Genomic DNA, 22,412 nt, shown 5'->3' on the forward strand with positions numbered 1-22,412 from the left:
TGTTGCAAAGGGTTTCGGGTTGTGCGAGCTTGATCCCCGTTCAACACTCGATTTGGGGGAAACGCAAATGCCCGCTAAGAGCGGTAATGAAAATCGCAAAGTTTCGCGCCGGTCGCTCCTCGCCATTCTGGCTGCGGTGATCGCGCTTCCCGTGGGCGTTGCGACCGTGACGCCCGAAAGCGCGGAAGCCCAGGAGCGCCAGTTCACCACGTTCCATCATCAGCCGCGCGTCCAACGCCCGCGCAGCCATGTCAGAGGGCCGCGCCACCATCGCAGAGTGGCTCGCGTCCATCGCCGCGGTCCCGCTCAGCCGCGCACGCAGGAGGCCCCCGCTCCGGCCCCGACTCCGGCGCAATAATAGCCGGCCAAGACTGGCGCCGTTCGCGTTCTGAAAAGAAGCGAACGGCCCAGAACGCCGAACGCCGTCTTCGAGCTTTTATTGAAGAGCGTAAAGCGCGGACCCAAGGCAATAGGGGCGACGCGCAAGGATGGCGTCCAAGAGGGCGTTCGATTTTTCGAGGAAAACTCTTCTTCCCCACGGGGCTCAATCGCCGCGCCCAGCTGATTTGCAAAGGGAAATTCGCATCTCGCCGAACTCGCCAAGGGCAAAGAGGCGGCGGGAAGAAAGCAGCGCCATGAACGCAGCCACGAATAAGCCGGCGCCTAAGCGGCGCGATTGTTTCGTCATCTTCGCGGGGGCGATGATGGCGTTTGGGGGACTCGCGTTCGCGACGCTTGAAGACGCCGCAGCCCAAGAACGGCGGAGCGCCCCTTTCGTCGATCAGCCGCCTGTTCAGCGCCCTAGCGCCCACCTCCGGCGCTGGAGACGACGCCGCCACAGAGCCCCTCGCCACGATTGATTTGGCGCCGGCTAGCCGCCAGCTCTTCCACGCCGCATCCTGGATCACGCTGCGTTCGCCGGCCGCGTGACCGGGTCCGCCTTCGGCCGCTCGCCCCTGTCCGCGGCGACCCTGGGCGGTTCAGAACGAGCCGAACGCCGACCCTAGGGCAATGACGGCGGCGAGCGCCAGGATCGCGCCCAAGATCGCGACAACGACGATATCCAGGTAGCTTTCCTTGTGCGAGCAGCCGCACACCGCGAGCAACGTCACGACGGCGCCGTTGTGTGGAAGACTGTCGAGCGTTCCTGCGCCGATTACCGCGACACGATGCAAGAGCGCCGGATCGATCCCCTGCTTTTCGGCAAGCCGCAGATAGGTCTCTCCGAGCGTATCCAGCGCGATGGTGAGGCCGCCTGACGCCGATCCGGTTAAGGACGCCAGAACATTGGTGGCGATGGCGAGTGAAACGAGCGGTCCGCCGTCGATCGACAGCACCCATGTGCGCACGGCCGAAAAGGCCGGCAGCGCCGCGACGACAGCCCCGAAGCCGACCAGACTGGCGACGCTGATCAGCGGCAAAACCGAGGCCGTCACGCCGGCGTCGACGCTTTCCCGGATCTCAGTCAGGCGGCGCCAGTTCAGGACGATCAGCGTAATGATGGCGGCGGCGAGCGCCACAATGACGGACCACACGCCTCCGACCGCGGCGAGCGTGGTCGGCCCCCAGCGCTCTTCGGAGAGAAAAGAGTCGTCCATTCGCGGAATAACGCCGAGCGACATGACAAGATTGACGCCGACGACGACGATGAGCGGAAATATTGCGACGACAATGTTCGGACCCGCGCCGCGGTGGCCATGCGGAATTTCCGCAAGGTCGAATTCGCGCGCGACCGCCGCCCGCTCGCGGATGATCTGATTTTCAGTCGCATCGACGACCGCGGGTGGTTCGTCCCCATAGCCCTCGCCGCGCTTTCTCGCTTGATGCTCGGCCCGACTCAGCCACCACATGCCGAAACCGAACATAATCGCCGCCGCCAACGCGCCCAGGCCCGGCGCGGCGAAAGCGGTCGTGCCAAAAAAAGGCATGGGAATCGCGTTCTGGATCGCCGGCGTTCCCGGCAGGGCCGACATGGTGAAAGTCGAGGTTCCGAGCGCAATGGCGGCCGGCGCCAGACGGCGCGGCGTGCCCGCCTTGCGAAACAGCTCTTGCGCCATTGGCGCGAGCACGAAGAAGGCGACGAAAAGGCTGACGCCGCCATAGGTGACGAAAGCGCCCGCCAGCACGACGGAAAGGATCGCCCGGCGCGTCCCCAGCTTTTCAGCCATGAAATGCGCGATCGCCGTGACGGAGCCGCTGTCGTCCATCAACTTGCCGAATAGCGCGCCGAGGAGAAAAATCGGAAAGAACTGCGCCACGAAGCGCGACGCGCCAGCCATGAACGTCACGGTCCAGTGGGCGAGCAGAGGCTCGCGCGCAAAGGCGACGGCGACCAGAGCGGCCGCGGGCGCCAGCAACAGGACGCTCCACCCGCGATAGGCGAACCAGATAAGGCCGCTCAGCGCAACGAGAATTCCCAACAATCCCATGGCGTCAAATTCCTTCGAGCAAGGCGTCGAGGTCGAGCGTGGAGCGCTCTCCGAGGGCGTCTCCGTGCAGATCGAGAAAGGCTTGTGCGGCGCGGCGTCCCTCGTCGCGCAGGATGCACAGGAATTCCCACTCGGCGAGAAGCTTCGAGGACGCGCTGAGCGACGTCATCATCTCCGTCGAAATGCGATGCATGCGCATTCCGGCCCATTGCGCGCCTTCCCTTTCGCCGGGGTTGGCGGCCTGGCGCAGCAGCGCGATCATGCGAAGCTCTTTGAGCAGAACCGCATTGAACGACACCTCGTTGAGGCGGTTGGCGATCTCCGTCGCCGAGCGAGGCTTTTCCTTGCGTTCGATGGGATTGATCTGAATGAGAATCGTGTCGCGCGACGCGCATTCGCGCACCAGGGGCGTGATTGTCGGATTGCCCGAATAGCCGCCATCCCAATAGAGGTCTCCATCGATTTCGACGGCTTGAAACATCGTCGGGAGACAGGCGGAGGCGAGAAGCGCCTCAGGCGTGACGTCGGCGTTTCGAAAGACGCGGGCGCGGCCCGTCGACACGCATGTGGCGGTGACGAAAATTTTGATGGGCGCGCGGGCGACGCTCTCGAAATCGACGACTTCCGAAAGAATGCGCCTCAGCGGATTGACATCCCTCGGATTGAGGTCATAAGGCGAAAACAGTCGCGACATCAGGTCCGTCGCGACGAAAAAGGGAGAAGTATCGAGCGTCCAGCGCCCAAGCAAAACGTCCACGGGACTGCGCTGCAAGGGGCTGAGGCGCGCGGCGTCGGAAACCCGTCGCCAGAAGAGTTCGAGCGTCGCCCGGGCGGCTGGCGGGCCTCCCTCGACATATCCGCTAATGAGCGCCGCCGCGTTCATGGCGCCGGCCGACGTCCCTGAAATTCCTTCGATCTTCAACCAGCTCTCTTCGAGAAGACGATCGAGCACGCCCCAGGTGAAGGCGCCGTGCGCCCCACCGCCTTGCAAAGCAAGGTCGATTGAAATCGTATCACGCGACACGGCGGTCCCCTTCATCCCTGCGCGGGGTTGATGCGGTCCGGGCAAGGCCCTGACAGCGCCAGACGCGCGCAAACCCGGCCGGCGACTCTTATTCTCTTGAGTGAAGACGCCCAAATGACTTTTGCAACGCCGGGCAGAGTGGAGTCGCGGCGCGACAAGTTCGACCGGCTGCTTAACTATCCGACCGCTTTCCCGCTGGGCCAAGTCCGATGGCGGGCCCCTCTTCTTGACTTCCGCAGCCTAAGGTCATGACATTGGGCGTGGTCGCTTGCAACGGTTTCGGGCGATTCAAAAATTGGGAGGAAATAAATGGGCTGGAATTCAAAAGTTTCATTCGCCGGCGGGATTTTCGGAATGCTGCTGCTTGCGTCGACTCCCGCGGGTTCGGCCGTGCTTTCCAGCGCCGCTGACTTGAACGGCGTCAGCGTCGCGCCCGTTGCGCAGCAAGCCGCTTTCGCCGCGCCCCCCGGGAAAACCTGCGTCAAATGGACGCGGCGGTGGAACACCCGGCATGGATTCGGCCGTCGCCGCTGCGTTCAGTGGCGTTAAAAGAGAAAACACGCGAGCCTGGATCGCCAACTGGCGGCCGGGCTCCTTCGCCGCTGACGGATGAGCGGCGAAGATGCGTTTTTCGCCGTTGCGACATCGCGTGAAGAACGCGTTCAACATGGACGATGGAGCATCGGCCTAAGCCCGGCAAGCCGCGCGAGATCAATCGGAATCGGAACGAAAAAGCGCATGTTCACAGATCGATTCCCTTTCCTGATATGCGCGTCTCTCCGGCAAATCGCCTTTTTATGCATCTGGATAATCGTTTCCGGCTTTTCCCTCCCGAACCTCCTCATTGGCCTGCTGGCGGCGACAGCGGCGGCGTGGGCCAGCGTCGCTTTGCTCCCCTGCGCTGGCAGGCCGCCAGGGTTCTATGCGAGCATCCGCCTGGCGGCTCGAATTCCCGCCCAGGCGATCGCTGCGGGCGTCGACGTCGCCCGGCGGGCGCTCGATCCCGCCCTTCCGCTCCGCCCCGGCTTTGTCGCCTATTCCACCTCCCTCCCGGAGGGAACGGCGCAACAGGCCTTCGCGGCGCTCGCCGCGCTGCAGCCCGGCTCCGTACCGGTCCGCTCCGAGGCGGGCGGGATATTCGACATCCATTGCCTTGACGTGCGCCTTCCCATCAAGGCGTCGCTCGAGCGCGAAGAGGCCGATCTTCGCGCGGCGCTTGGATTTGGAGCCGACTCGTGAGCGACTTCTTCCTTGGGGCCGCCGCTCTTATCGTTGCGATTACGGCGATTGGTCTTTTTCGCGTCCTGAGCGGCCCCGCCAGGGCTGACCGGATGATGGCGGCTCAACTATTGGGCACTGGCGGCGTCGCGGCGCTGCTTCTCGCGGAGGCGAGAGGAACGCGCGGCGCAGCCGACGTCGCAATGGTTCTTGCGTTGCTCGCGGCGTTCTCCGGCATCGCTTTCGTCAAGGCGGTGAACGACGCGCGCCGGCGCGACGATGATGCGGAAGGGTTTGCCGATGACGCTCGCGACTAACGCCTTTTCGGTTTTCTGCATCAGCGGCGGCATTTTCTTTTTTTTTGCCGGCGCCATCGGTTTGTTGCGGTTTCCGGATACGTTGACGCGTCTCCACGCTTTAACCAAAGCCGACAATCTCGGCCTCGGTCTCGTGGTCCTCGGCCTGCTGCCGCAAGCCGATAATGCGCTCGCCGCTTTGAAACTCTGTCTGGTCTGGGTTGTCGCGCAAATGGCCGGGACGACGCTCAGCCAATTGATCGCCCGCGTGGCGAAGGACGCCTCGAAATCGTGAGCGCCACCTTCCTTCTCGATGCGAGTCTTGCGACTCTCACGCTCGCCGTCGCGGCCTACGCGATTTTCGCGCGCGAAGCCTTCACGGCCGTTGTCGCCTTCATCTCCTACGGACTGCTATTGGCGCTGGTCTGGGTTCGGCTGTCGGCCGTGGATGTGGCCCTCACCGAGGCGGCCATTGGCAGCGGCGTGACAGGGGTGTTGCTGATTGGCGCCGCAGGGCGGATCGGGGACGGCGACGCCTCGGCGCCCGCGAGCCTGGGACCTTTTGCGACGATTCTGTGTGGGATCCTTTGCGCGGGAGCGTCGGCCGGGGTCGCCGCCGCCGTCCTCTCGCTGCCGCCTGCGGCGCCGACGCTGGCGACGCTCGCCGTTCAGGAATTGCCTGCGACCGGTCTCGGCAATCCGGTGACCGGCGTTCTTCTCGCCTACCGCGCGATCGACACGCTGCTTGAGGCGGTGGTGCTCGTTCTGGCGTTGATCGGGGTCTGGTCCTTCGCCCGCGACGCTCATTGGGGCGGCAGGCCGAAATCCCCGAGCGCGCCCGATCCCGATGGCGCTCTCGTGTTTCTGGGACGGCTCTTGCCGCCGCTCGGGATCATCGTCGGCGTCCATCTCGTATGGACGGGCGCAAACGAACCCGGCGGCGCCTTCCAGGGCGGGACGATACTTGCCGCAACCTGGATTCTCGTCATGCTTGCCGGACTGTGCGACGCGCCGTCGGCTGGCCGGCCGTGGCTGCGCTTCGCTCTGGTTGGCGGACCTGCTTTGTTTCTTGCGATCGGCGTCGCCGGCTTCGCAATCGCCGGAGCGTTTCTGGCCTATCCGGAAGGCTACGCCAAGCCGCTTATCCTGCTCATCGAGGCGGCGCTGACTCTCTCGATCGCCGTCGCGCTGGGACTGCTCGCGCTGGGAGCGCCAGCAAGGAGGCCGCAACAATGAACGCAGTCACGCTCGCGGGTCTCGGCGGCGCGGTCTTGATCGGATTGGGCCTTTTCGGCCTCGTCGCGCACCCGCATCTCCTGCGTAAAATTATCGCCTTCAACGTACTGGGAGGCGGCGTGTTTCTGCTTTTCGGCGCCATAGCGCGCAGGGGCGCAGCCGCAGGGATCGGCGCAGATCCCGTTCCACAGGCTTTGGTGATCACCGGGATCGTCGTGGCCTTTTCGGCCACGGCCCTGGCGGTCGCGCTCCTTGTTCGCGTTGTCGCAGAAACCGGGCGGCCCTTTTTCCCCGGCGACGCGCCGGCCGCGCCTTCCGAGCAAGACGGCGGGATTTGATGCTTCCTTCGTCGAACGCGCTCTCGGCGGCGAGCCCCGAAGACTTTCTCCTGCCTGCCGCAATCGCTTTGCCTGTCGGAGCCATGCTCCTCGCATTCTTTCTCGGCGGCCGAAGAGCGGAGCGGACGGCCCTCGCCGTCATGCCGGCCGGGATCGCGCTTTCGATGGCGATCGCCTTCGCCGTAGGGCGGAAAGGCCAGGCGCTCGTCTACGTCATCGGCGCCTGGGCGCCGCCGCTCGGCGTCGCTCTGCGCGCCGACGGTTTCTCAGCGATCATGCTGGCGACGACCGCGCTGGTCATTTCAGCGACGGCGTGTTTCGCCTTGGGCGCATTCGGCGCGGCGAAAGGAGAGCCGGAAAAGCGGGCGAATTTCGCGTTCTGGACCCTGCTGCTTTCGATTTGGGCGGCCCTCAACGGCGTTTTTCTCGGTCGGGACCTCTTCAATCTTTACGTCGCTCTCGAAATGCTGACTTTCGCCGCCGTGCCGCTCGTTTGCCTCGACGGGCGCGTGGAAACGCTGACAGCGGCGTTGCGCTATCTGCTGTTCGCGCTCCTGGGGTCGGCGCTCTATCTGCTGGGCGCGACGCTCATATACGGCGCCTATGGCGCGCTTGACATTGACGTGCTGTCGGCGCGGATTCGGCCCGAGCCTGCGGCGTGGCTGGCGCTCGCCGCGATGACCGCGGGCCTCCTTGCGAAGACCGCCCTTTTCCCTTTGCATCTTTGGCTTCCGCCCGCTCACGCCGGCGCCCCGCCGCCGGCAAGCGCGATCCTCTCGGCGCTCGTCGTTAAAGCCTCGTTCTTCTTAGTGCTTCGCCTATGGCTCGACCTCGCGCCATCGCAAATGGCCGAAGCGGTCGCCCCGATTCTCGCGGTCATGGGGACCGGGGCGATTGTGGTCGGCGGCGCGCTCGCCCTCCGCGAGGCGAGACTGAAAATGCTGATCGCATATTCGACGGTGGCGCAGATTGGTTACCTGTTTTTCGTCTTCCCGCTTGCCGCCGGCGCGCATCCCTGGGCCGGATCCGCCTGGGTCGGCGGGGCGCTTCAGGCCGTATCCCATGCTTTCGCAAAAGCGGGGATGTTTCTTTCAGCCGGGCTTATCGCCAAAACTCTCGGACATGACCGCATCGCGGAATTTCGCGGTCTCGGCCGCGTTGCTCCCACCGCCGTCCTTGCATTCGGGCTGGGCGGCGTTTCCCTCATGGGACTGCCGCCGAGCGGCGGATTCAGCGCCAAATGGCTGCTTGTGACGGCTGCGATCGAAAGCGGCCAATGGGCGTGGGCGATCGTCATGGTCGCCGGAGGACTGCTTGCCGCGGCTTATGTCTATCGCGTGATCGCGCCGGCGCTGACCCCCCTGGACGGGGACGTATTGGAGGGCCCGCCGCAGGGATCGTCGGGCAGAGCGGCCTTTGCTCTCGCTTTGGCGATCGTCGCAATCGTTCTGGGTTTCGCGCCGCCGGAACTTTCAGGCCTGCTACGCGCCGGCGCGCCGGGCCCAAAGGCGGCGATAGTCAAATGAACGAGATGGTCGTTTCGCTGCTTTCAACCTTCGCGTATGGACCGCAAACGATGGCGGTCGCCTTGGCCGCGCCGCTCGTCTTCCTGCTCGCATGCGCGTCGCCGCGCCTGGAAGCGCTCAGGCCGGCGATGCTGGCGCTGGCCCCGGCTCCCGCGCTCGCCGCCGCCGCTCTGGCTGCCGATTCAGGGCCGCTGGTGCTGGACCAGATGTTGTTCCCGGCAGTCTTTGTCTTCGACCCGGCGGGCGCCCTGCTCCTCGGCGTGAGCGCTCTCCTCTGGATTGCGGCGGGAATTTACGCGGCCGCCTCCATGAGAGACGAAACGAAGAATATCTGGTTCGCCGCGTGCTGGCTTTTGACGCTTCTCGGCAATGTCGCCGTGTTCATGGCGGCGGACGTGGTCGGCTTCTATCTGGCTTTCGCGCTCGTCAGCCTGCCGGCCTATGGGCTGATCGTCGGACGCGGGGGCCAAATGGACGAGGCGGGGCGGTTGTACGTCTCCGTCGCCCTGCTTGGCGAGGCGTTTCTTATCATCGCTTTTGCGGCGCTTGCGCTGGGGGCGCCGGACCACAGCCTTCTTATTTCCGATGGCGTGGCCGCCCTGGCCGCCTCGCCCTGGCGGGAGGCGACGATCGGCCTGCTCATTGCCGGATTTGGCGCAAAGATCGGCGTTATCCCCTTCCACATTTGGATGCCCTCGACCTATCGCGCGGCCTCGATCCCTGTCGCGGCCGTCCTCAGCGGCGCCGCCGTCAACGCCGGAATCATCGGCCTTGTCCGTTTCTTTCCGTGGGGCGTTGAAATCGCCGGTTGGGGGAACGCGCTTTTGATTTTGGGCATGTTCGCGGCCTTCTACGGCGTCGCAATCGGCCTCACGCAACACAACCCGAAAACGATACTGGCTTATTCCAGCGTGAGTCAGATGGGCCTCGTCGCCGCGACGCTCGGCGCGGGCCTCGCGGCGGGAAACGCCGTCGCCGCGGGCGGCGCCGCATTCTACGCCGCACACCACGCTCTTGCGAAAGGCGGTCTGTTCTTGGCCATCGGCGCCGCGACCCGCTCCGGGCGGCTTGTATGGACAATCCCCCTTGTCGCTTTGCTGGCGCTCAGTCTGGCGGGATCGCCGCCGACCGGGGGCGCGCTTGCGAAATTGGCGATCAAGGAGCCGCTGGGCTACGGCTTCGTCGGCCTTCTCTCGACGCTGTCGGCGATCGCGACCACGCTTCTCATGCTGCATTTTGTCCGGCGGGTCTGGACGTCTCCTCTGTCGCGAGAGAAGACGCCCGGACTTGGAACGATCGGACCGTGGCTCGTCGTGACCATCGCTTCCGCCGTGATTCCTGCGTTTTATTTTATGGCGACGACGCGTGATGCGCCGTCGCAATTGAGCTATCGCTTGTTCTGGGAGTCTCTCTGGCCGGTCCTGGCCGGCGCCGTTCTCGCGGCGCTCTCATGGCGCTGGATCGACCGGGCGCCGCAAGCGCCTGAAGGCGATGTAGCGGCTTTCATCGGGAGCGCCATGAGACCCATCCGCTCGGTCGGCTCTTATGTCGAACGGGGCGAGAAGGTTTTTCAAAGATGGCCGGTTGCGGCGGCGGCGCTGATCGCGACCGCATTGACCGTCGCAGGAACGGGACTTCTGAACCGTTAGATCAAGCCTTCGGAAATCGGTCAGGTTGTTCCTATTCGAGCGATTTCGCCTGAACACGGCGTGATCTAATCCTCCTTGCGGGCGAGAAGGTCGGGCCGTCTCGCCCGCGTGAGCTTCACGGCCTCCGCGCGGCGCCATTTGGCGATTTCGCCGTGATCGCCGGAGAGCAGAACCTCCGGGATCTCGCGGCCCTCGAAATCGCGCGGGCGCGTATATTGCGGATATTCGAGCAATCCGTCCTCGAAGCTTTCCTCTTGGCCGGAAAGCTCCTCCCCCATCACGCCCGGCAGGAGCCGCACGCAGGCGTCCATCAAAGCGAGCGCGGCGATTTCGCCGCCGGAGAGAATATAGTCCCCGATCGACACTTCCTCGAGGCCGCGCGCTGCGATGATGCGCTCGTCGACGCCCTCGAATCGCGCGCAGAGAATCATCGCGCCCGGTCCCCGCGCCAGATGGCGCACGCGCCGTTGCGTGAGGGGGCGGCCGCGCGGGCTCATCAACAGGCGGGGGCGGGGATCGTCGGCCGGCGCCGCCGCGTCCACCGCCGCCGCGAGCACGTCGGCGCGCATCACCATGCCCGGCCCCCCGCCCGCCGGCGTGTCGTCCACGGCGCGATGGCGGCCGATCCCGTGCTCGCGAATCTGCCTCGTTTCCAGCTCCCAGACGCCGCGCGCGAGCGCGTCGCCCGCAAGCGAGAGGCCGAGCGGGCCGGGAAACATTTCGGGGAAGAGGGTGAGGATCGTCGCGCGCCACATGAGGCGGTTATGGCATGGGGGCGACGAGGGGAGCTAGCCCTGCGGCTCCTCCGGCGCCTCGATCTCCGCAGGCGGCTCTATGACAACGCGCCCCTCGGAAACGCTGACAATTGGCGCGACCGCCCTGGTGAAGGGAAACATCAGCGTCTCGCCGCCGCCGGCCGGGGCGACTTCCAAAATCTCGCCCGCGCCGAAATTGCGCACGGCGATCACGGTTCCGATTTCGGCGCCTGCGCGCGTCTCGGCGCGCAGGCCGACAAGGTCGGTTAGGTAGAATTCGTCTTCGTCCTCGGGCGCGGGAAGGTTTTCCCGCGCAATGAAGAGCTCGACGCCCGTCAATCGCTCGGCGGCCATGCGGTCGGCGACGCCCTCGACTCGAGCGACGAGCATGTCCTTGCCCTGAGGCCGGACGGAGAGAAGCTTGAAGGTTCTGGCGCCGTTCTTGTCAGTGAGCGGGCCATATGAGCCGATCGCCAGCGGATCGCCGGTGTAGCTTTGCAGGCGCATCTCGCCGCGCACGCCATGCGGCGCGCCGAAACGGCCGAGCAGAACGAGGTTTTTAGCCGCCATCGGATTTCCTCATCCCGGGGAGCGGGCGAAAGCGCGCGTCTCGAAGGAGGAGGAAATCGACGCGAGCATTCGCCCTCGCGCTTCGAGACGCGTCCTTTGGACGCTCCGCAGCATGAGGGCGAATGGGATGCGCCATGGCGGAAATTACTCGGCCGCGCTCGCGGCGGCTTCGGCCGCGGCGGCGGCGCGTTCCTGGGCCTTCTTCTTCGGCTGGGCCTTCTGCGGATTGTTGCGGGCCTCGCGCTTCAGCAGACCGGCGGCGTCGAGGATGCGGGCGACGCGGTCGGTCGGCTGGGCGCCCTTGGAGAGCCAGTCCTTGGCCTTCTCGGCGTCGAGCACGACGCGGTCGGCGGCGTCCTTGGCCTTCAACGGGTCGAAGGTGCCGATCTTCTCGATGTAGCGGCCGTCGCGCGGAGAGCGCGAATCAGCGACGACGACGCGATAGAAGGGGCGCTTCTTGGCGCCGCCGCGGGCGAGACGGATCTTGAGAGACATATCGGTTTTCCTGTCTTCTTTGGATGGATCGGCAGTTGGCGATCGGCAGTCGGCAGTCGGAGATCGACCGCCGAAGACCGAAGCCCGACTGCCGCTATTTCTTCTTTCCGAACGGGTTGAGCCCGCCCAGCAACCCACCGCCGAGGCCCGGGAGGCTCGGCTTTTGCGCGAGAAGGTCGGCCGGGGGAGCGGCCGGGATTCGGGGGGCGCCGGGAGCGGCGCCGCCGAGCTTCTCCTGCAATTTTTGCAGCTCCTCCTGCGAGGGCATCTCCATGCCCTTGGGGCCGAGGCCCATCATCTGCGCGGCCTTGCCCATGAGCCCGCCGCGCTTGCCGCCGCCGAAGGACTTCATGAGGTCGGCCATCTGCCGATGCTGCTTGAGGAGCTTGTTCACGTCCTCGACCCGCATGCCGGAGCCGGCGGCGATGCGCTTCTTGCGCGAGGCCTTCAGCAGGTCGGGGTTGCGGCGTTCCTGCTGCGTCATCGACAGGATGATGGCGCGCTGGCGCTTGATGAGCTTGTCGTCGATGCCGGCCTTTTCGATCTGGTCCTTCATCTTCGCGACGCCGGGCAGAAGGCCCATAATGCCGCCGAAGCCGCCGATCTTCTCGACCTGGGCGAGCTGGTCGCACAGATCCTGCAGGTCGAACTTGCCCTTGGCCATGCGCGCGGCGGCCTTGCGGGCCTCCTCCGCGTCGATGGCGGCGGCCGCCTTCTCGACGAGGGCGACGATGTCGCCCATGCCCAGAATACGGTTGGCGATGCGCTGCGGCGAGAACTCGTCCACGGCGTCCATCTTCTCGCCGGTGCCGATGAGCTTGATCGGCTTGCCGGTGACGTAGCGCATGGAGAGCGCCGCGCCGCCGCGGCCATCGCCATCCATACGCGTCAATACAATGCCGGTGATGCCGACGCGCTCGTCGAAATTCTTGGCGAGATTGACGGCGTCCTGACCGGTCAGCGCATCGGCGACGAGCAGGATTTCATGCGGAGAGGCGTAGGACTTGATGTCCGCCATCTCCTGCATGAGCGGCTCGTCGATATGAGTGCGGCCGGCAGTGTCCAGCAGCACCACGTCATAGCCCTGGAGACGCGCGGACTCCATGGCGCGCCGGGCGATCTGCAGCGGCGTCTGGCCCGCGACGATGGGCAGCGTGTCGATTTCGACCTGACGGCCGAGCACGGCGAGCTGTTCCTGCGCGGCCGGGCGCTTCACGTCGAGCGAAGCCATGAGCACGCGCTTGTCTTGGCGCTCCTTGAGGCGCTTGGCGATCTTCGCCGTCGTCGTGGTTTTGCCGGCGCCCTGCAGGCCGACCATCATGATGGCGACGGGGGGCTTGGCGGCCAGATTGATCGGCTCCGCCGTTTCGCCCAGCGTCTCGATCAGCACGTCGTTGACGATCTTGACGACCATCTGGCCGGGCGAGACCGACTTGACGACATTGGCGCCCACGGCGCGGTCGCGCACCTTGTCGGCGAAGGAGCGCACCACGTCGAGCGCGACGTCCGCCTCGAGCAAAGCGCGGCGGATTTCGCGCAGGGCTTCTGCGACGTCGCCCTCGGTCAGCGAGCCGCGCCGCGTGATCCTGTCGAATACGGCTGAGAGCTTGTCGGAAAGGCTCTCGAACATGGGCTGTCTCCTCGCGAATGGCGAATAGCGAGCAGCGAATAGATTTTTCTACTCGCTATCCGCCACTCGCCATGCGCTCCGCTCCAAAGCAAAACGCGCCCGGGGGCGCATCGCGCTGCCGGGCGTTGGCCTGCCGCCTCTGGGGCGGCTGGGCTGATGATCGGTCGTCTCTTTCGAGATTGGGAGGGGTTTTAGGAGCGATTGGGCGGCGCTGTCAATGGCTCAAGCGGCAGTCGGCAGGGGCGATCGGGCGAACAACCATTCGGACATTAGCCACCCATACCTCCCCTTTACGGGGAGGTCGGCGGTCGAAGACCGCCGGGTGGGGTCCGCGCCGCCATAACCTTGGTTGGGGTGTGACCCCACCCGACCCCGCTTCGCGGGGCCACCCTTGTATCTGCCTATCAACGGATTTGTGAGATTCAAGCGACCTGCGTCGGGAGGGATGGCCATCCCTCCCGACGCGCGGCGATGTCGCCCGCCCACCCTTTGGCTACAACCGTCGGGGAGCCTGGGATCGTCGCCGCAGCTGCGCACGACCGAACAGTCGCTTGATTTGCAATCGCACGCACAAGGCAGGTTACCGTGGCAAAGATCATTTGTGGAGTTGACGTTTCCAAGGCGCGCCTCGACGTCTTCGTCGCTGGGCCCAACGTCGCCGCCGCCTTCGACAACACCGCCGAGGGCGTCGACGCGCTCGCCGGCTTCTGCCGAGAGCACGGCGTCGCGCTCGTCGCCATGGAGGCCACCGGCGGCCTCGAAAAGCTCGCCTTTCTCCTGCTCTGGAAAAGCGGCCTACCTTGCGCGCGCGTCAATCCCCGCCAGGTTCGCGACTTCGCCAAGGCGGCCGGCGCGCTGGAGAAGACCGACGCGATCGACGCCCGCCTCATCGCCGGCGCCGCCCGCGCCCTCAACATCGTCGAGACAAAGCCGCCCAGCGACGCCCAGCAGCGTCTCGAGGCGCTGACCACGCGTCTCTCGCAGATCGTCGCCGACCTCGTCACGCAAAAGCAGCGCCGCCATACGACAAGCGACGCTCTCGCGCGCGGCAGCATCGAGGCCGTCATCGCCTTCCTCGATGCGGAGGCCCGCCGCTTCGAGAAGGAGATCGCCGCCGAAATCGAAAAGGATCCGCTCTGGGCGCGCCTCGACGCCGCCCTGCGCAGCGTCAAGGGCGTCGCCGACCGCACTGTCGCCCGCCTCCTCGCCGAGCTCCCGGAGATCGGCGTCTATTCCAACAAGGCGATCGTCAAGCTCGCCGGCCTCGCCCCCATCGCCAACGACAGCGGCGCCCGCAGGGGCAATCGCCACATCCGCGGCGGACGCGCCCGCGTTCGCTCCATCCTCTTCCTCGTCGCCGGCATCGCAATGCGCTTCGACGAGAAGCTCAAGGCTTTCCACAACGCCCTCATCCAGAAGGGAAAACCCAAAATGGTCGCCCGAATCGCCCTCGCCCGAAAACTTCTCGTCATCCTCAACGCAAGAGCAAGAGAAGCCAGGGACGCTTTCCCTCCAGTCCATCCTTGACAGACCAGATAGTCGCTCCCCGTAAAGGGGAGGGATTTGCTCGCGCCCAGCGTTCACCGGACGCCTGCGGCAGTCGGGCTTCGGCAGTCGGAGCGACCCGTTTCCGATTGCCGGCTGCCGAAGATCGCTCAGAAGCCGTAGATCTTCGCGAAGTCCGCGTCCTTCGCGGCGACCTGCTTCGCCAGATCGACCACGACCTTGCATTGTTTCCAGGTCGCGTCGTCCTGCATCTTGCCGTCGATCATCACCGCGCCGGTTCCGTCAGGCATGGCGTCCAGCACCTTTTTGGCGAAGGCGACTTCGTCCGGATCGGGCGAGAAGACGCGCTTGGCGATGTCGATCTGGGTCGGATGCAGCGACCAGGCGCCGGCGCAGCCGAGCAGGAAGGCGTTGCGGAACTGCGCCTCGCAGGCAGGGCCGTCGGAGAAGTCGCCGAAGGGGCCGTAGAAGGCCTTGACGCCGGCGGAGGCGCAGGCGTCGACCATCTTGGCGATGGTGTAATGCCAGAGATCCTGCTGATAGGTGGCGCGCAGCCCCGCGCCCGGATCGGCGTCGGCGATGACCTTATATTCCGGATGGCCGCCGCCGACGCGCGTCGTCTTCATGGCGCGCGAGGCCGCGAGGTCGGCCGGGCCGAGGGAGATGCCGTGCATGCGGGGCGAGGCCGCGGCGATGGCGTCGACATTCTTGACGCCCTCCGCGGTCTCCAGGATGGCGTGGATCATGATGGGCTTCGTCACGCCGTTGCGGGCCTCGAGCTGGGCGAGCAACTGGTCGAGATAGGCGATGTCCCAGGGGGCCTCGACCTTGGGCAGCATGACGACGTCGAGCTTGTTTCCCACCGCGCCCACGATCTCGATCATGTCGTCGAGCGCCCAGGGGGAGTTCAGCGCGTTCATGCGGGTCCAGAGGCCCGTCGAGCCGAAATCGACGGCCTTCGCCATCTCGATGAAGCCCTTGCGCGCGGCTTCCTTGGCGTCGGCCGGAATGGCGTCTTCCAGATTGCCGAGGACAACGTCGACCTGCCTGGCGATGTCCGGAACCTTGGCGCGCATCTTTTCGACATGCGGCGGCACGAAATGGATCATGCGCTCGACCTTGACGGGCGGCTCGCGATAGGGAGCCGGCGCGCCAATGGCCAGCGGACGGTAGAACTGATTGGGCAGTTTCATGCGGGAAAGCTCCGATGGCGCGCGTGAGGTCTCGGCCAAAGGGGCCGCGGGCGCGAGAAGGACGCGCCGAGCTAGCGCAGACGGGGCGAGATGGCAATGGCCCCCCGCCTCAGGCCCAGGGCTATCGCATTTGACCGAGGACGGATCTGGCGAAGGCGTCGGACCATCCCGAGCGTTTTCGCTTCCGGCGGATGGAGATTTCGGGCCGTGAGCGTTTGAGGACATTGAGGGCGAGCTTGCGGATGGTCGCGAGATTTTCCGCCCCGTTGTCCTTGCGGTTACGGGCCCTGTCCTCGTCGAAGGTCACGTCCAGCACCCAGTGCACGCCGTTCTCGATGCTCCAGTGGGCGCGGACCGCCCTGGCGAAAGCTTCGGCGGACAGCTTCGCGGAAGACAGGTAATAGCGGCAAGATCGCGTGGTCCTGCCCTCGCGCTCGACCCTTGCATCGATCCGCCCGATGGTCGAAAGCCCCGGCATCGCCGGGCGATCCTTGTCGCCCTTTGGAAACAGCCAGCCGACATCGTGAACGACCGCGTGGCGGCGCGTTTCCACCCGGCCATGATCGGCGTCCGTCGTCTCGAAGGTCTCGGCGACGACGGACGCAGGGTCGGCGAAAAACGTCTCGACATCCTCGAGCGTCGCCGGGCGATTGGCCTTGAGCGCGAACAGCCAGTCGCCGCCGCGATCGAGCACTTTCTGCGCCGTCGGGGCGTTGCAGTGGATGGCGTCGGCGGTCACCAGCGCGCCGGTCAGGTCGAGCAGGTCGATCAGCGCCCGCGCCGCGGTGATCTCGTTGCCGCCGTCCGTCACCGCCTTCTGGCCGATGACCAGCTTGGCGTCGGCGGCGAAGGCCGTCACCACATGCAGCGCCGAGGCGCCTTTGGCCTTGTCGAAGGAGCGGCGCAGCGTCTTGCCGTCGATGGCGACGACGCCGGCGCCATCCTCTCCCAGCGCCTCCAGAAAGCGCCCGAAACAGGCTGCCAGCGCCTCCGGATCGATCTGCCGGAACAGTCGCGAGAACGTGTCGTGGCTCGGCAAGCCGTTCTCAAGGCTCAGGAACTCCCGGAACAGCTCCTCCCGGTCCTCCGCGAAGTCGGCAAATTCGACGCAGCCCTCGCAGCCGCAGATCGACGCCGTCAGCGCAATCATCAGAATATCCAGCAACTCGTGACGGGTGGCGTTGCCGCTCCGCGGATCGGGAACATCCCGCAAGATCGTGATCAACAGGCTCATCGGCTCCTCGCGAATCAGAACCAATGACAGAATCCATTCCAACGCCCCGCGCTACCTCATTTCGTCAAATGCGATTCCCCTGGCCTCAGGCCACGACCCTGAACTCGGGTTAACAGCGGTTCGGGCTTGCGGCGGGCCTGATTCAGCGTGGGGCGCCGATTCGAAGACCGCCGCATGCCGGATTTCGCCGGCAAGCCGCGCCTGCGGCGGCGGCATTCCGAAGCGTTCGCCGAAGTCTCCGCCGTCGAGCTTTTCGAAGAACCTGTTTCGTCAAGGAAATGAATAGCGCTTCGGTCGATTGGAAAGGCGCGGCCATTAAAGCGATATGTCTCGCTTGCGTCCAAGCTGCTCTGCACTAGTTCCTGGGATCAGGCGAGAGAGGCGAAGAGACATTGGCCGCGATCTTCAAACCATCCGCGAATCTCATCGTAAAGCTTTGGCTTATTAGTTTCGCCGTCATTTTGATCGCGGTCGTGCTTTTGCTCTGGTTCGGACCACGCAGCGATTACGCGCGAAATATCGGACTGACGCTTTTGCAACCCGTGCCCTTCAGTCATCAGCATCACGTGAGCGGGCTGGGTCTCGATTGCCGCTTCTGCCACACGTCCGTCGATGCGTCCTCAAGCGCGGGGATGCCGCCAACCTACACCTGCATGACTTGTCACTCTCAGATCTGGACAAATGCGGCCATGCTCGCGCCTGTGCGGGAAAGCCTCGCGAAAGACAAGCCGCTCGCTTGGCGGCGCGTCACCGACCTGCCCGACTACGTCTATTTCAACCATAGCGTTCACATTGCCAAAGGAGTTGGCTGCTCTAGCTGTCACGGCGACGTCGCGCAGACGCCGCTTACTTTCAAGGCAAAGTCGCTCACCATGAAATTTTGTCTCGATTGTCATCGCGATCCCGGCCCTAGGCTCAGACCAAGGGACAAGATTTATGACACGCATTGGCGTGGAGTCGACGAAACGCATGCATCCGAAGCGCTGCTTGCCGAATATCGAATTGGCGGTCGAAAGCTGACGGATTGCTCGATATGTCACAGATAGCCAAACAATGGCGCAGTCTGGACGAACTCGCTGCTGACGCGGCGACGATCGAGCGCTTTTCGGATGAATTTCCCGACCTCGCCGAGGCGCTAGGATCGCCGCATACTCGAAGGCGCGTCATTCGCATGATCATCGCCTCGACCGCCGCCGCCGGCATTTCAGGATGCGACGACGACGAAATGCTGCTGATTCCCGCCGTTCGAGCGCCGGAAAACATCGTGCCCGGCCTGCCGAACTTCTTCAGCGGCGCGCACGTGCGGAACGGTTATGCGACGGGAACCGTCGTCGCGCACCACATGGGCCGTCCGATCCGAGTCGACGGCAATCCGCTTCATCCGGCGAGTCTCGGAGCCGTCGACATATTCGCGCAGGCGGAGCTCATGGAGTTTTACGACCCGCAGCGCGACTGGGCGATAAGAAAGCATGGCAAGCCGGCGAGTGAAGATGAGCTCAAGCAAGCGCTCGCGCTCGAACGCGACGAAATCGCATCAACGCGTGGTCGTAGCCTGCGCATTCTCACTGGTTTCTCCACCTCGCCAACCTTCGTCGGGCAAATTGACGCGCTGCTCAAGGCCTATCCGGAGGCGCGCTGGATTCAGTGGGAGCCGTTTTCGCGCGTCAACATCGCGAAGGGCGCTCAGCTCGCTTATGGGCAAGCCGTCGAGGCCATTCCAAAACTCGACGCCGCCGACGTTATCCTTGCGCTCGACAGCGACCTGTTGAACGGCGCGCCGGGCAGTCTCAGCTTCGCGCGGCGATTCGCGGCGCGCCGCAACCCGACGCGGACGGGGCAGATGAATCGCCTTTACGCGATCGAGACGATTCCGACGCTTACCGGGGCCATGGCGGATCACCGCTTCGTCGCCGGTCCACAGGAATTGAACCGCTTCGTCATGACTCTCGCCGCCGCGCTCCTGGCTAATGAGCCGATCGTCGCGCCGCAGTGGCTTGACGCCGTCGTCGCCGACCTCAGGCGTAACAAGGGACGCGCGCTTATTCATGTCGGGCCGGAACATCCTCCGGAAACGCATGCGCTGGTCCATGCGATGAATGAAGCGCTTGACGCAAGAAACAACACCTTCGATCTGATCGCCCCCGTCCTGCGCGATGCCGCAGACGCAGGCGCTTTTCCGGATCTCGCGGAGGAAATGCGCAGAGGCGACGTACGCACTTTGCTTATTATCGACGCCAATCCCGTCTTCGCTGCGCCAGGCGCGGTCGGCTTCGCGGAGGCGATGGCGCGTGTTCCCTTCACCTTCGCCCTCTCGCGATCACCCAACAAGACAACCGACGCGGCGCTCTTCGCCGCTCCGCTGCTGCATCCGTGGGAAAGCTGGAGCGACGCGCGCGCGTTCGATGGAACGGCGACGATCGTTCAGCCTCAGGCGCTGCCGCTCTACGGCGGCTATGACGCATGCCAGGCGCTGGCTCTCCTGACTCAGGCTCAGCCTCCGACGACGGTCGAAATGGTGAAGACGGAATGGGCCTCGCTGCGAAAGAACGACTCGACGGACGCCTGGCATGCGGCTCTGGCGAATGGAATTGTCGAAGGCTCGGCCGCGAAAAGCTCAAACGTCACGCTTAGGGCCGAGGCGCGCAGCTTATCCCCGCCGGACGTTCTTTCGGGAACGCTAACGCTACTTTTTCGTCCTGACCCCTATGTCTGGGACGGGCGCTACGCCGCCAATCCCTGGCTGCGCGAATTGCCGCATCCGCTAACAAGGATCGCCTGGGACAATCCCCTGCTGATCGCGCCGAAGACGGCGCGGCGGCTCAAGCTTGAAAATGGCGATATCGCCCGCGTGACCATCGGCGCGGCTCAGGCGACGGCGCCCATCTGGATCGCGCCAGGACAGGCGCAGAACTGCATCGTCGCTCCGCTCGGCCTTGGCGAGAACCAGGAGATCGGCGGCTATGATTATTATCCGCTCATGGGCCGGAACGCCGAACCGCGAGTCGAGAAAACCGGAAAACGGGTTGATATCGCAAGCGTCGAACGCCATCAGTCGATGTTTGACGCGGGCGGCGACTTTGTCCGTACAGGCGCACTCGACGAGTTTTTGAAGAACAAGCATTTCCTCGCCGAGCGGGCCGCTCCCGGCGCGGAGCAAAATCTCTATTACCGCGAGCCGGAAGGCCCGGCGGCGTGGGCGATGAGCATCGATCTTGGCGCCTGCATCGGCTGCAACGCCTGCGTCGTCGCCTGCCAGGCCGAAAACAACATTCCTGTCGTCGGCAAGGAGCAGGTGCTGCGCCAGCGCGAATTGCATTGGCTCAGGATTGATCGCTACTATGAGGGTGACGCTGATCAACCAAGCGCCTATTTCCAGCCCGTGCTTTGCATGCACTGCGAAGCCGCGCCATGCGAGACGGTATGTCCCGTCGGCGCCACCGTGCATGATTCGGAGGGCCTTAACGTCATGGTCTATAACCGCTGCATCGGCACGCGGTTCTGCTCCAACAACTGCCCCTATAAGGTACGTCGTTTCAACTATTTCGCTTATGCGCGCGAAGAGCGGCGCTCTCCGCTGGCGCGTAATCCGGAAGTGACCGTTCGCGCGCGCGGCGTGATGGAGAAATGCACCTTCTGTCTGCAGCGTATCGCCGCGGAGCGAATCGCCGCCGACCGCGAAAATCGGCCCGTCGGCGAAGTGACGACAGCCTGCCAGGCGGCATGTCCGACTCAAGCTTTCACTTTCGGAAATCTCAATGAAAGCGGCTCCGCCGTAGCGGCGCGCAAACGCAGCCCGCTCGACTATACGTTGCTCGCTTCACAAAACACACGCCCGCGCGTGTCCTACGAAGCGCGCATCTTCAACCGCAATCAGGAGATCGGAAAAACGCGATGAGTCTCGCTTCCGCGCCGAACGCATGCGATCTTTCCGTCTCCGATAGATTGTCGCCGCGGGCCGACGATCCGATCGTCCTGTCCGGCGAAACGACGGCGACGATGACGGACCATATTTGCGCCGCTCCATTGGCTAAGCACGCGCCATTCTGGTGGTGGGCGTCGTTGGCCGTATCATTAACGTTTTTTTTTGCGCTCGTTATCTCAGTGACCTGGCTGTTTTATGCAGGGATCGGCGTGTGGGGAGTCGGCTGGCCCGTCGCATGGGGATTCGCCATCATCAATTATGTCTGGTGGATCGCCATCGCCTCCGGGGGCACGTTCATTTCCGCGCTTTTCTATCTCGCGGGCGTCGCATGGCGAAACTCGCTGAACCGTCTAGCCGAGACGATGACCGTCTTCGCAGCTGCTTGCGCCGGCATCTTCCCGATTATGCATCTCGGCCGCCCGTGGCTTTTCTATTGGCTATTTCCTTTTCCCAATACGATGACGCTCTGGCCTCAGTTTCGCAGTCCGCTGTTGTGGGACTTCTTCGCCATTCTCGCCTATGTCACGTCGTCCGTGTTATTTTGGTACTTTGGCCTCATGCCTGATCTTGCGACGCTGCGCGATCGCGCCAGAACGCGCGGCCAACAGCTTTTCTACGGCGTATTGGCGCTCGGCTTCAGGGGAACAGACCGACAATGGCGTCATTATCGCGCGGCATACGGCGCACTGGCGGCGATCATGGCGCCGATGGTCGTTTCCGTGCACAGCATTGTCGGCCTCGATTTTGCGGGCGCCGCGACTGTCGGCTGGCATTCGACGCAGTTTCCTCCCTTTTTCGTCTTCGGCGCGCTGCTTTCCGGCTTTGCGACCGTGCTGCTGCTCATCGTGCCGCTTCGTCGATTGTTGAAGCTGGAAAGCTTCATCACGGGGCGGCATTTCGACATTCTCGGCAAGCTGCTGCTGGCGAGCAGCTTGTGTCTCGCCTACGCCTACCTCATGGAGGCGTTCACGACCTATTATGGCGGCGATCGCGCTGAAATCCTTTCGTTTAAAAGCAAGATCGGGGGAGAATACGCTATCCTCTACTGGGCGACGATCGTCTTCAACGTGCTTGCCCCGCAACTGATGTGGAGCCGGCGCCTGCGCCTGAATCAAATCGTTGTGGTCGGTGTCGCGCTTGGCGTCATTATCGGGATGTGGCTCGAGCGATACGAGATCGTCGTGATGAGTCTGCGGCGCACGCATCTACCGTCGGCGTGGGGGGATTATCACGCCACGATGTGGGACTGGCTGTCGCTTTTGGGCTCCGTCGGGCTCTTCGCCGCCGGCGTCCTGCTCGCGGTGAGATTTTTCCCCGCGATTTCCATGTTCGAAATGCGCGCGCTCGTCAGAACGTCCGATGCAGCTCCGCAAGAGCGTTGATGGAAAGGC

The 22,412-nt window shown here is 64.5% G+C and carries 21 protein-coding genes; 12 read left to right on the plus strand and 9 right to left on the minus strand.

Translation table 11 applies throughout. The annotated features are described in order from the left end of the window. Positions 1-67 precede the first annotated feature (67 nt). Positions 68-358: a hypothetical protein gene (locus tag ACNHKD_RS01505; protein ID WP_442755369.1), complete on the plus strand. Its 291-nt coding sequence runs from the start codon at positions 68-70 to the stop codon at positions 356-358. A 622-nt stretch (positions 359-980) separates the two neighbouring features. On the opposite strand, the gene ACNHKD_RS01510 is transcribed toward ACNHKD_RS01505, so the two are convergent. From ACNHKD_RS01510 to ACNHKD_RS01520, 3 genes are all read right to left on the minus strand, one after another. Continuing rightward, entirely contained in the window at positions 981-2,429 is a 1,449-nt protein-coding gene (locus ACNHKD_RS01510; RefSeq protein ID WP_442755370.1) for a GntP family permease, read from the minus strand. Positions 2,430-2,433: 4 nt separating this feature from the next. Continuing rightward, complete coding sequence (locus ACNHKD_RS01515; protein ID WP_442755371.1) at positions 2,434-3,453, minus strand: patatin-like phospholipase family protein; 1,020 nt, start codon at positions 3,451-3,453, stop codon at positions 2,434-2,436. Positions 3,454-3,783: 330 nt separating this feature from the next. Beyond that, complete coding sequence (locus ACNHKD_RS01520; protein ID WP_442755372.1) at positions 3,784-4,122, minus strand: hypothetical protein; 339 nt, start codon at positions 4,120-4,122, stop codon at positions 3,784-3,786. Between the two features lie 69 nt (positions 4,123-4,191). Here ACNHKD_RS01520 and ACNHKD_RS01525 point away from each other — a divergent pair, with 69 nt between their 5' ends. Genes ACNHKD_RS01525 through ACNHKD_RS01555 form a run of 7 tightly spaced genes read left to right on the plus strand, consistent with a single transcriptional unit; the run spans position 4,192 to position 9,716 of the window. Further along, a complete protein-coding gene (locus tag ACNHKD_RS01525; RefSeq protein ID WP_442755373.1) occupies positions 4,192-4,692 on the plus strand; it encodes a Na+/H+ antiporter subunit E in 501 nt (166 codons plus the stop codon). Continuing rightward, positions 4,689-4,988 (plus strand): monovalent cation/H+ antiporter complex subunit F, encoded by a 300-nt coding sequence (locus ACNHKD_RS01530; RefSeq protein ID WP_442755374.1) that lies wholly within the window; start codon positions 4,689-4,691, stop codon positions 4,986-4,988. Before ACNHKD_RS01525 ends, ACNHKD_RS01530 begins: the two co-directional genes overlap by 4 nt. Continuing rightward, positions 4,972-5,262 (plus strand): monovalent cation/H(+) antiporter subunit G, encoded by a 291-nt coding sequence (locus tag ACNHKD_RS01535; RefSeq protein WP_442755375.1) that lies wholly within the window; start codon positions 4,972-4,974, stop codon positions 5,260-5,262. The genes ACNHKD_RS01530 and ACNHKD_RS01535 overlap by 17 nt, the downstream gene beginning before the upstream one ends. Then, positions 5,259-6,203 (plus strand): hydrogenase subunit MbhD domain-containing protein, encoded by a 945-nt coding sequence (locus ACNHKD_RS01540; RefSeq protein ID WP_442755376.1) that lies wholly within the window; start codon positions 5,259-5,261, stop codon positions 6,201-6,203. The genes ACNHKD_RS01535 and ACNHKD_RS01540 overlap by 4 nt, the downstream gene beginning before the upstream one ends. Next, positions 6,200-6,541: an NADH-quinone oxidoreductase subunit K gene (locus ACNHKD_RS01545; protein ID WP_442755377.1), complete on the plus strand. Its 342-nt coding sequence runs from the start codon at positions 6,200-6,202 to the stop codon at positions 6,539-6,541. The genes ACNHKD_RS01540 and ACNHKD_RS01545 overlap by 4 nt, the downstream gene beginning before the upstream one ends. Next, positions 6,541-8,067 (plus strand): complex I subunit 5 family protein, encoded by a 1,527-nt coding sequence (locus ACNHKD_RS01550; RefSeq protein ID WP_442755378.1) that lies wholly within the window; start codon positions 6,541-6,543, stop codon positions 8,065-8,067. Before ACNHKD_RS01545 ends, ACNHKD_RS01550 begins: the two co-directional genes overlap by 1 nt. After that, entirely contained in the window at positions 8,064-9,716 is a 1,653-nt protein-coding gene (locus tag ACNHKD_RS01555) for a complex I subunit 5 family protein (RefSeq protein WP_442755379.1), read from the plus strand. Before ACNHKD_RS01550 ends, ACNHKD_RS01555 begins: the two co-directional genes overlap by 4 nt. A gap of 65 nt (positions 9,717-9,781) precedes the next feature. On the opposite strand, the gene trmD is transcribed toward ACNHKD_RS01555, so the two are convergent. From trmD to ffh, 4 genes are all read right to left on the minus strand, one after another. Continuing rightward, complete coding sequence (gene trmD, locus ACNHKD_RS01560) at positions 9,782-10,471, minus strand: tRNA (guanosine(37)-N1)-methyltransferase TrmD (RefSeq protein ID WP_442755380.1); 690 nt, start codon at positions 10,469-10,471, stop codon at positions 9,782-9,784. A gap of 33 nt (positions 10,472-10,504) precedes the next feature. Next, positions 10,505-11,041, minus strand: a complete 537-nt coding sequence (gene rimM, locus ACNHKD_RS01565) for a ribosome maturation factor RimM (protein WP_442755381.1) — start codon at positions 11,039-11,041, stop codon at positions 10,505-10,507. 144 nt (positions 11,042-11,185) lie between these two features. Further along, positions 11,186-11,536, minus strand: coding sequence for a 30S ribosomal protein S16 (gene rpsP, locus ACNHKD_RS01570; protein ID WP_442755382.1), 351 nt, complete (start codon positions 11,534-11,536; stop codon positions 11,186-11,188). 94 nt (positions 11,537-11,630) lie between these two features. Further along, a complete protein-coding gene (gene ffh, locus ACNHKD_RS01575) occupies positions 11,631-13,166 on the minus strand; it encodes a signal recognition particle protein (protein WP_442755383.1) in 1,536 nt (511 codons plus the stop codon). 585 nt (positions 13,167-13,751) lie between these two features. On the opposite strand from ffh, the gene ACNHKD_RS01580 reads away from it, so the two are divergent. Further along, positions 13,752-14,693, plus strand: a complete 942-nt coding sequence (locus tag ACNHKD_RS01580; RefSeq protein WP_442753623.1) for an IS110 family transposase — start codon at positions 13,752-13,754, stop codon at positions 14,691-14,693. A 128-nt stretch (positions 14,694-14,821) separates the two neighbouring features. Here the strand turns inward: ACNHKD_RS01580 and ACNHKD_RS01585 are convergent, their stop codons facing one another. Together ACNHKD_RS01585 and ACNHKD_RS01590 are read right to left on the minus strand one after the other, a co-directional pair. After that, positions 14,822-15,865 carry an HpcH/HpaI aldolase/citrate lyase family protein gene (locus ACNHKD_RS01585; RefSeq protein ID WP_442755384.1) on the minus strand — a complete coding sequence of 348 codons (1,044 nt, stop codon included), beginning with the start codon at positions 15,863-15,865 and terminating at the stop codon, positions 14,822-14,824. Between the two features lie 121 nt (positions 15,866-15,986). Then, the gene (locus tag ACNHKD_RS01590) at positions 15,987-17,099 is read right to left on the minus strand and encodes an ISAs1 family transposase (RefSeq protein WP_442756808.1); all 1,113 of its coding nucleotides are present in this window, start codon (positions 17,097-17,099) and stop codon (positions 15,987-15,989) included. Positions 17,100-17,491: 392 nt separating this feature from the next. On the opposite strand from ACNHKD_RS01590, the gene ACNHKD_RS01595 reads away from it, so the two are divergent. The 3 genes from ACNHKD_RS01595 to nrfD are packed head-to-tail and all read left to right on the plus strand — an operon-like array spanning position 17,492 to position 22,403. Beyond that, on the plus strand, positions 17,492-18,145 hold the full coding sequence (locus ACNHKD_RS01595; protein ID WP_442755385.1) for a cytochrome c3 family protein: 654 nt from the start codon (positions 17,492-17,494) through the stop codon (positions 18,143-18,145). Next, positions 18,133-20,994: a TAT-variant-translocated molybdopterin oxidoreductase gene (locus ACNHKD_RS01600; RefSeq protein WP_442755386.1), complete on the plus strand. Its 2,862-nt coding sequence runs from the start codon at positions 18,133-18,135 to the stop codon at positions 20,992-20,994. Before ACNHKD_RS01595 ends, ACNHKD_RS01600 begins: the two co-directional genes overlap by 13 nt. Next, positions 20,991-22,403, plus strand: a complete 1,413-nt coding sequence (gene nrfD, locus ACNHKD_RS01605) for an NrfD/PsrC family molybdoenzyme membrane anchor subunit (RefSeq protein WP_442755387.1) — start codon at positions 20,991-20,993, stop codon at positions 22,401-22,403. Before ACNHKD_RS01600 ends, nrfD begins: the two co-directional genes overlap by 4 nt. Positions 22,404-22,412: the final 9 nt, after the last annotated feature.

The organism is Methylocystis sp. JAN1, from assembly GCF_052186135.1.
In the GTDB taxonomy this organism is placed as follows: Bacteria; Pseudomonadota; Alphaproteobacteria; order Rhizobiales; family Beijerinckiaceae; genus Methylocystis.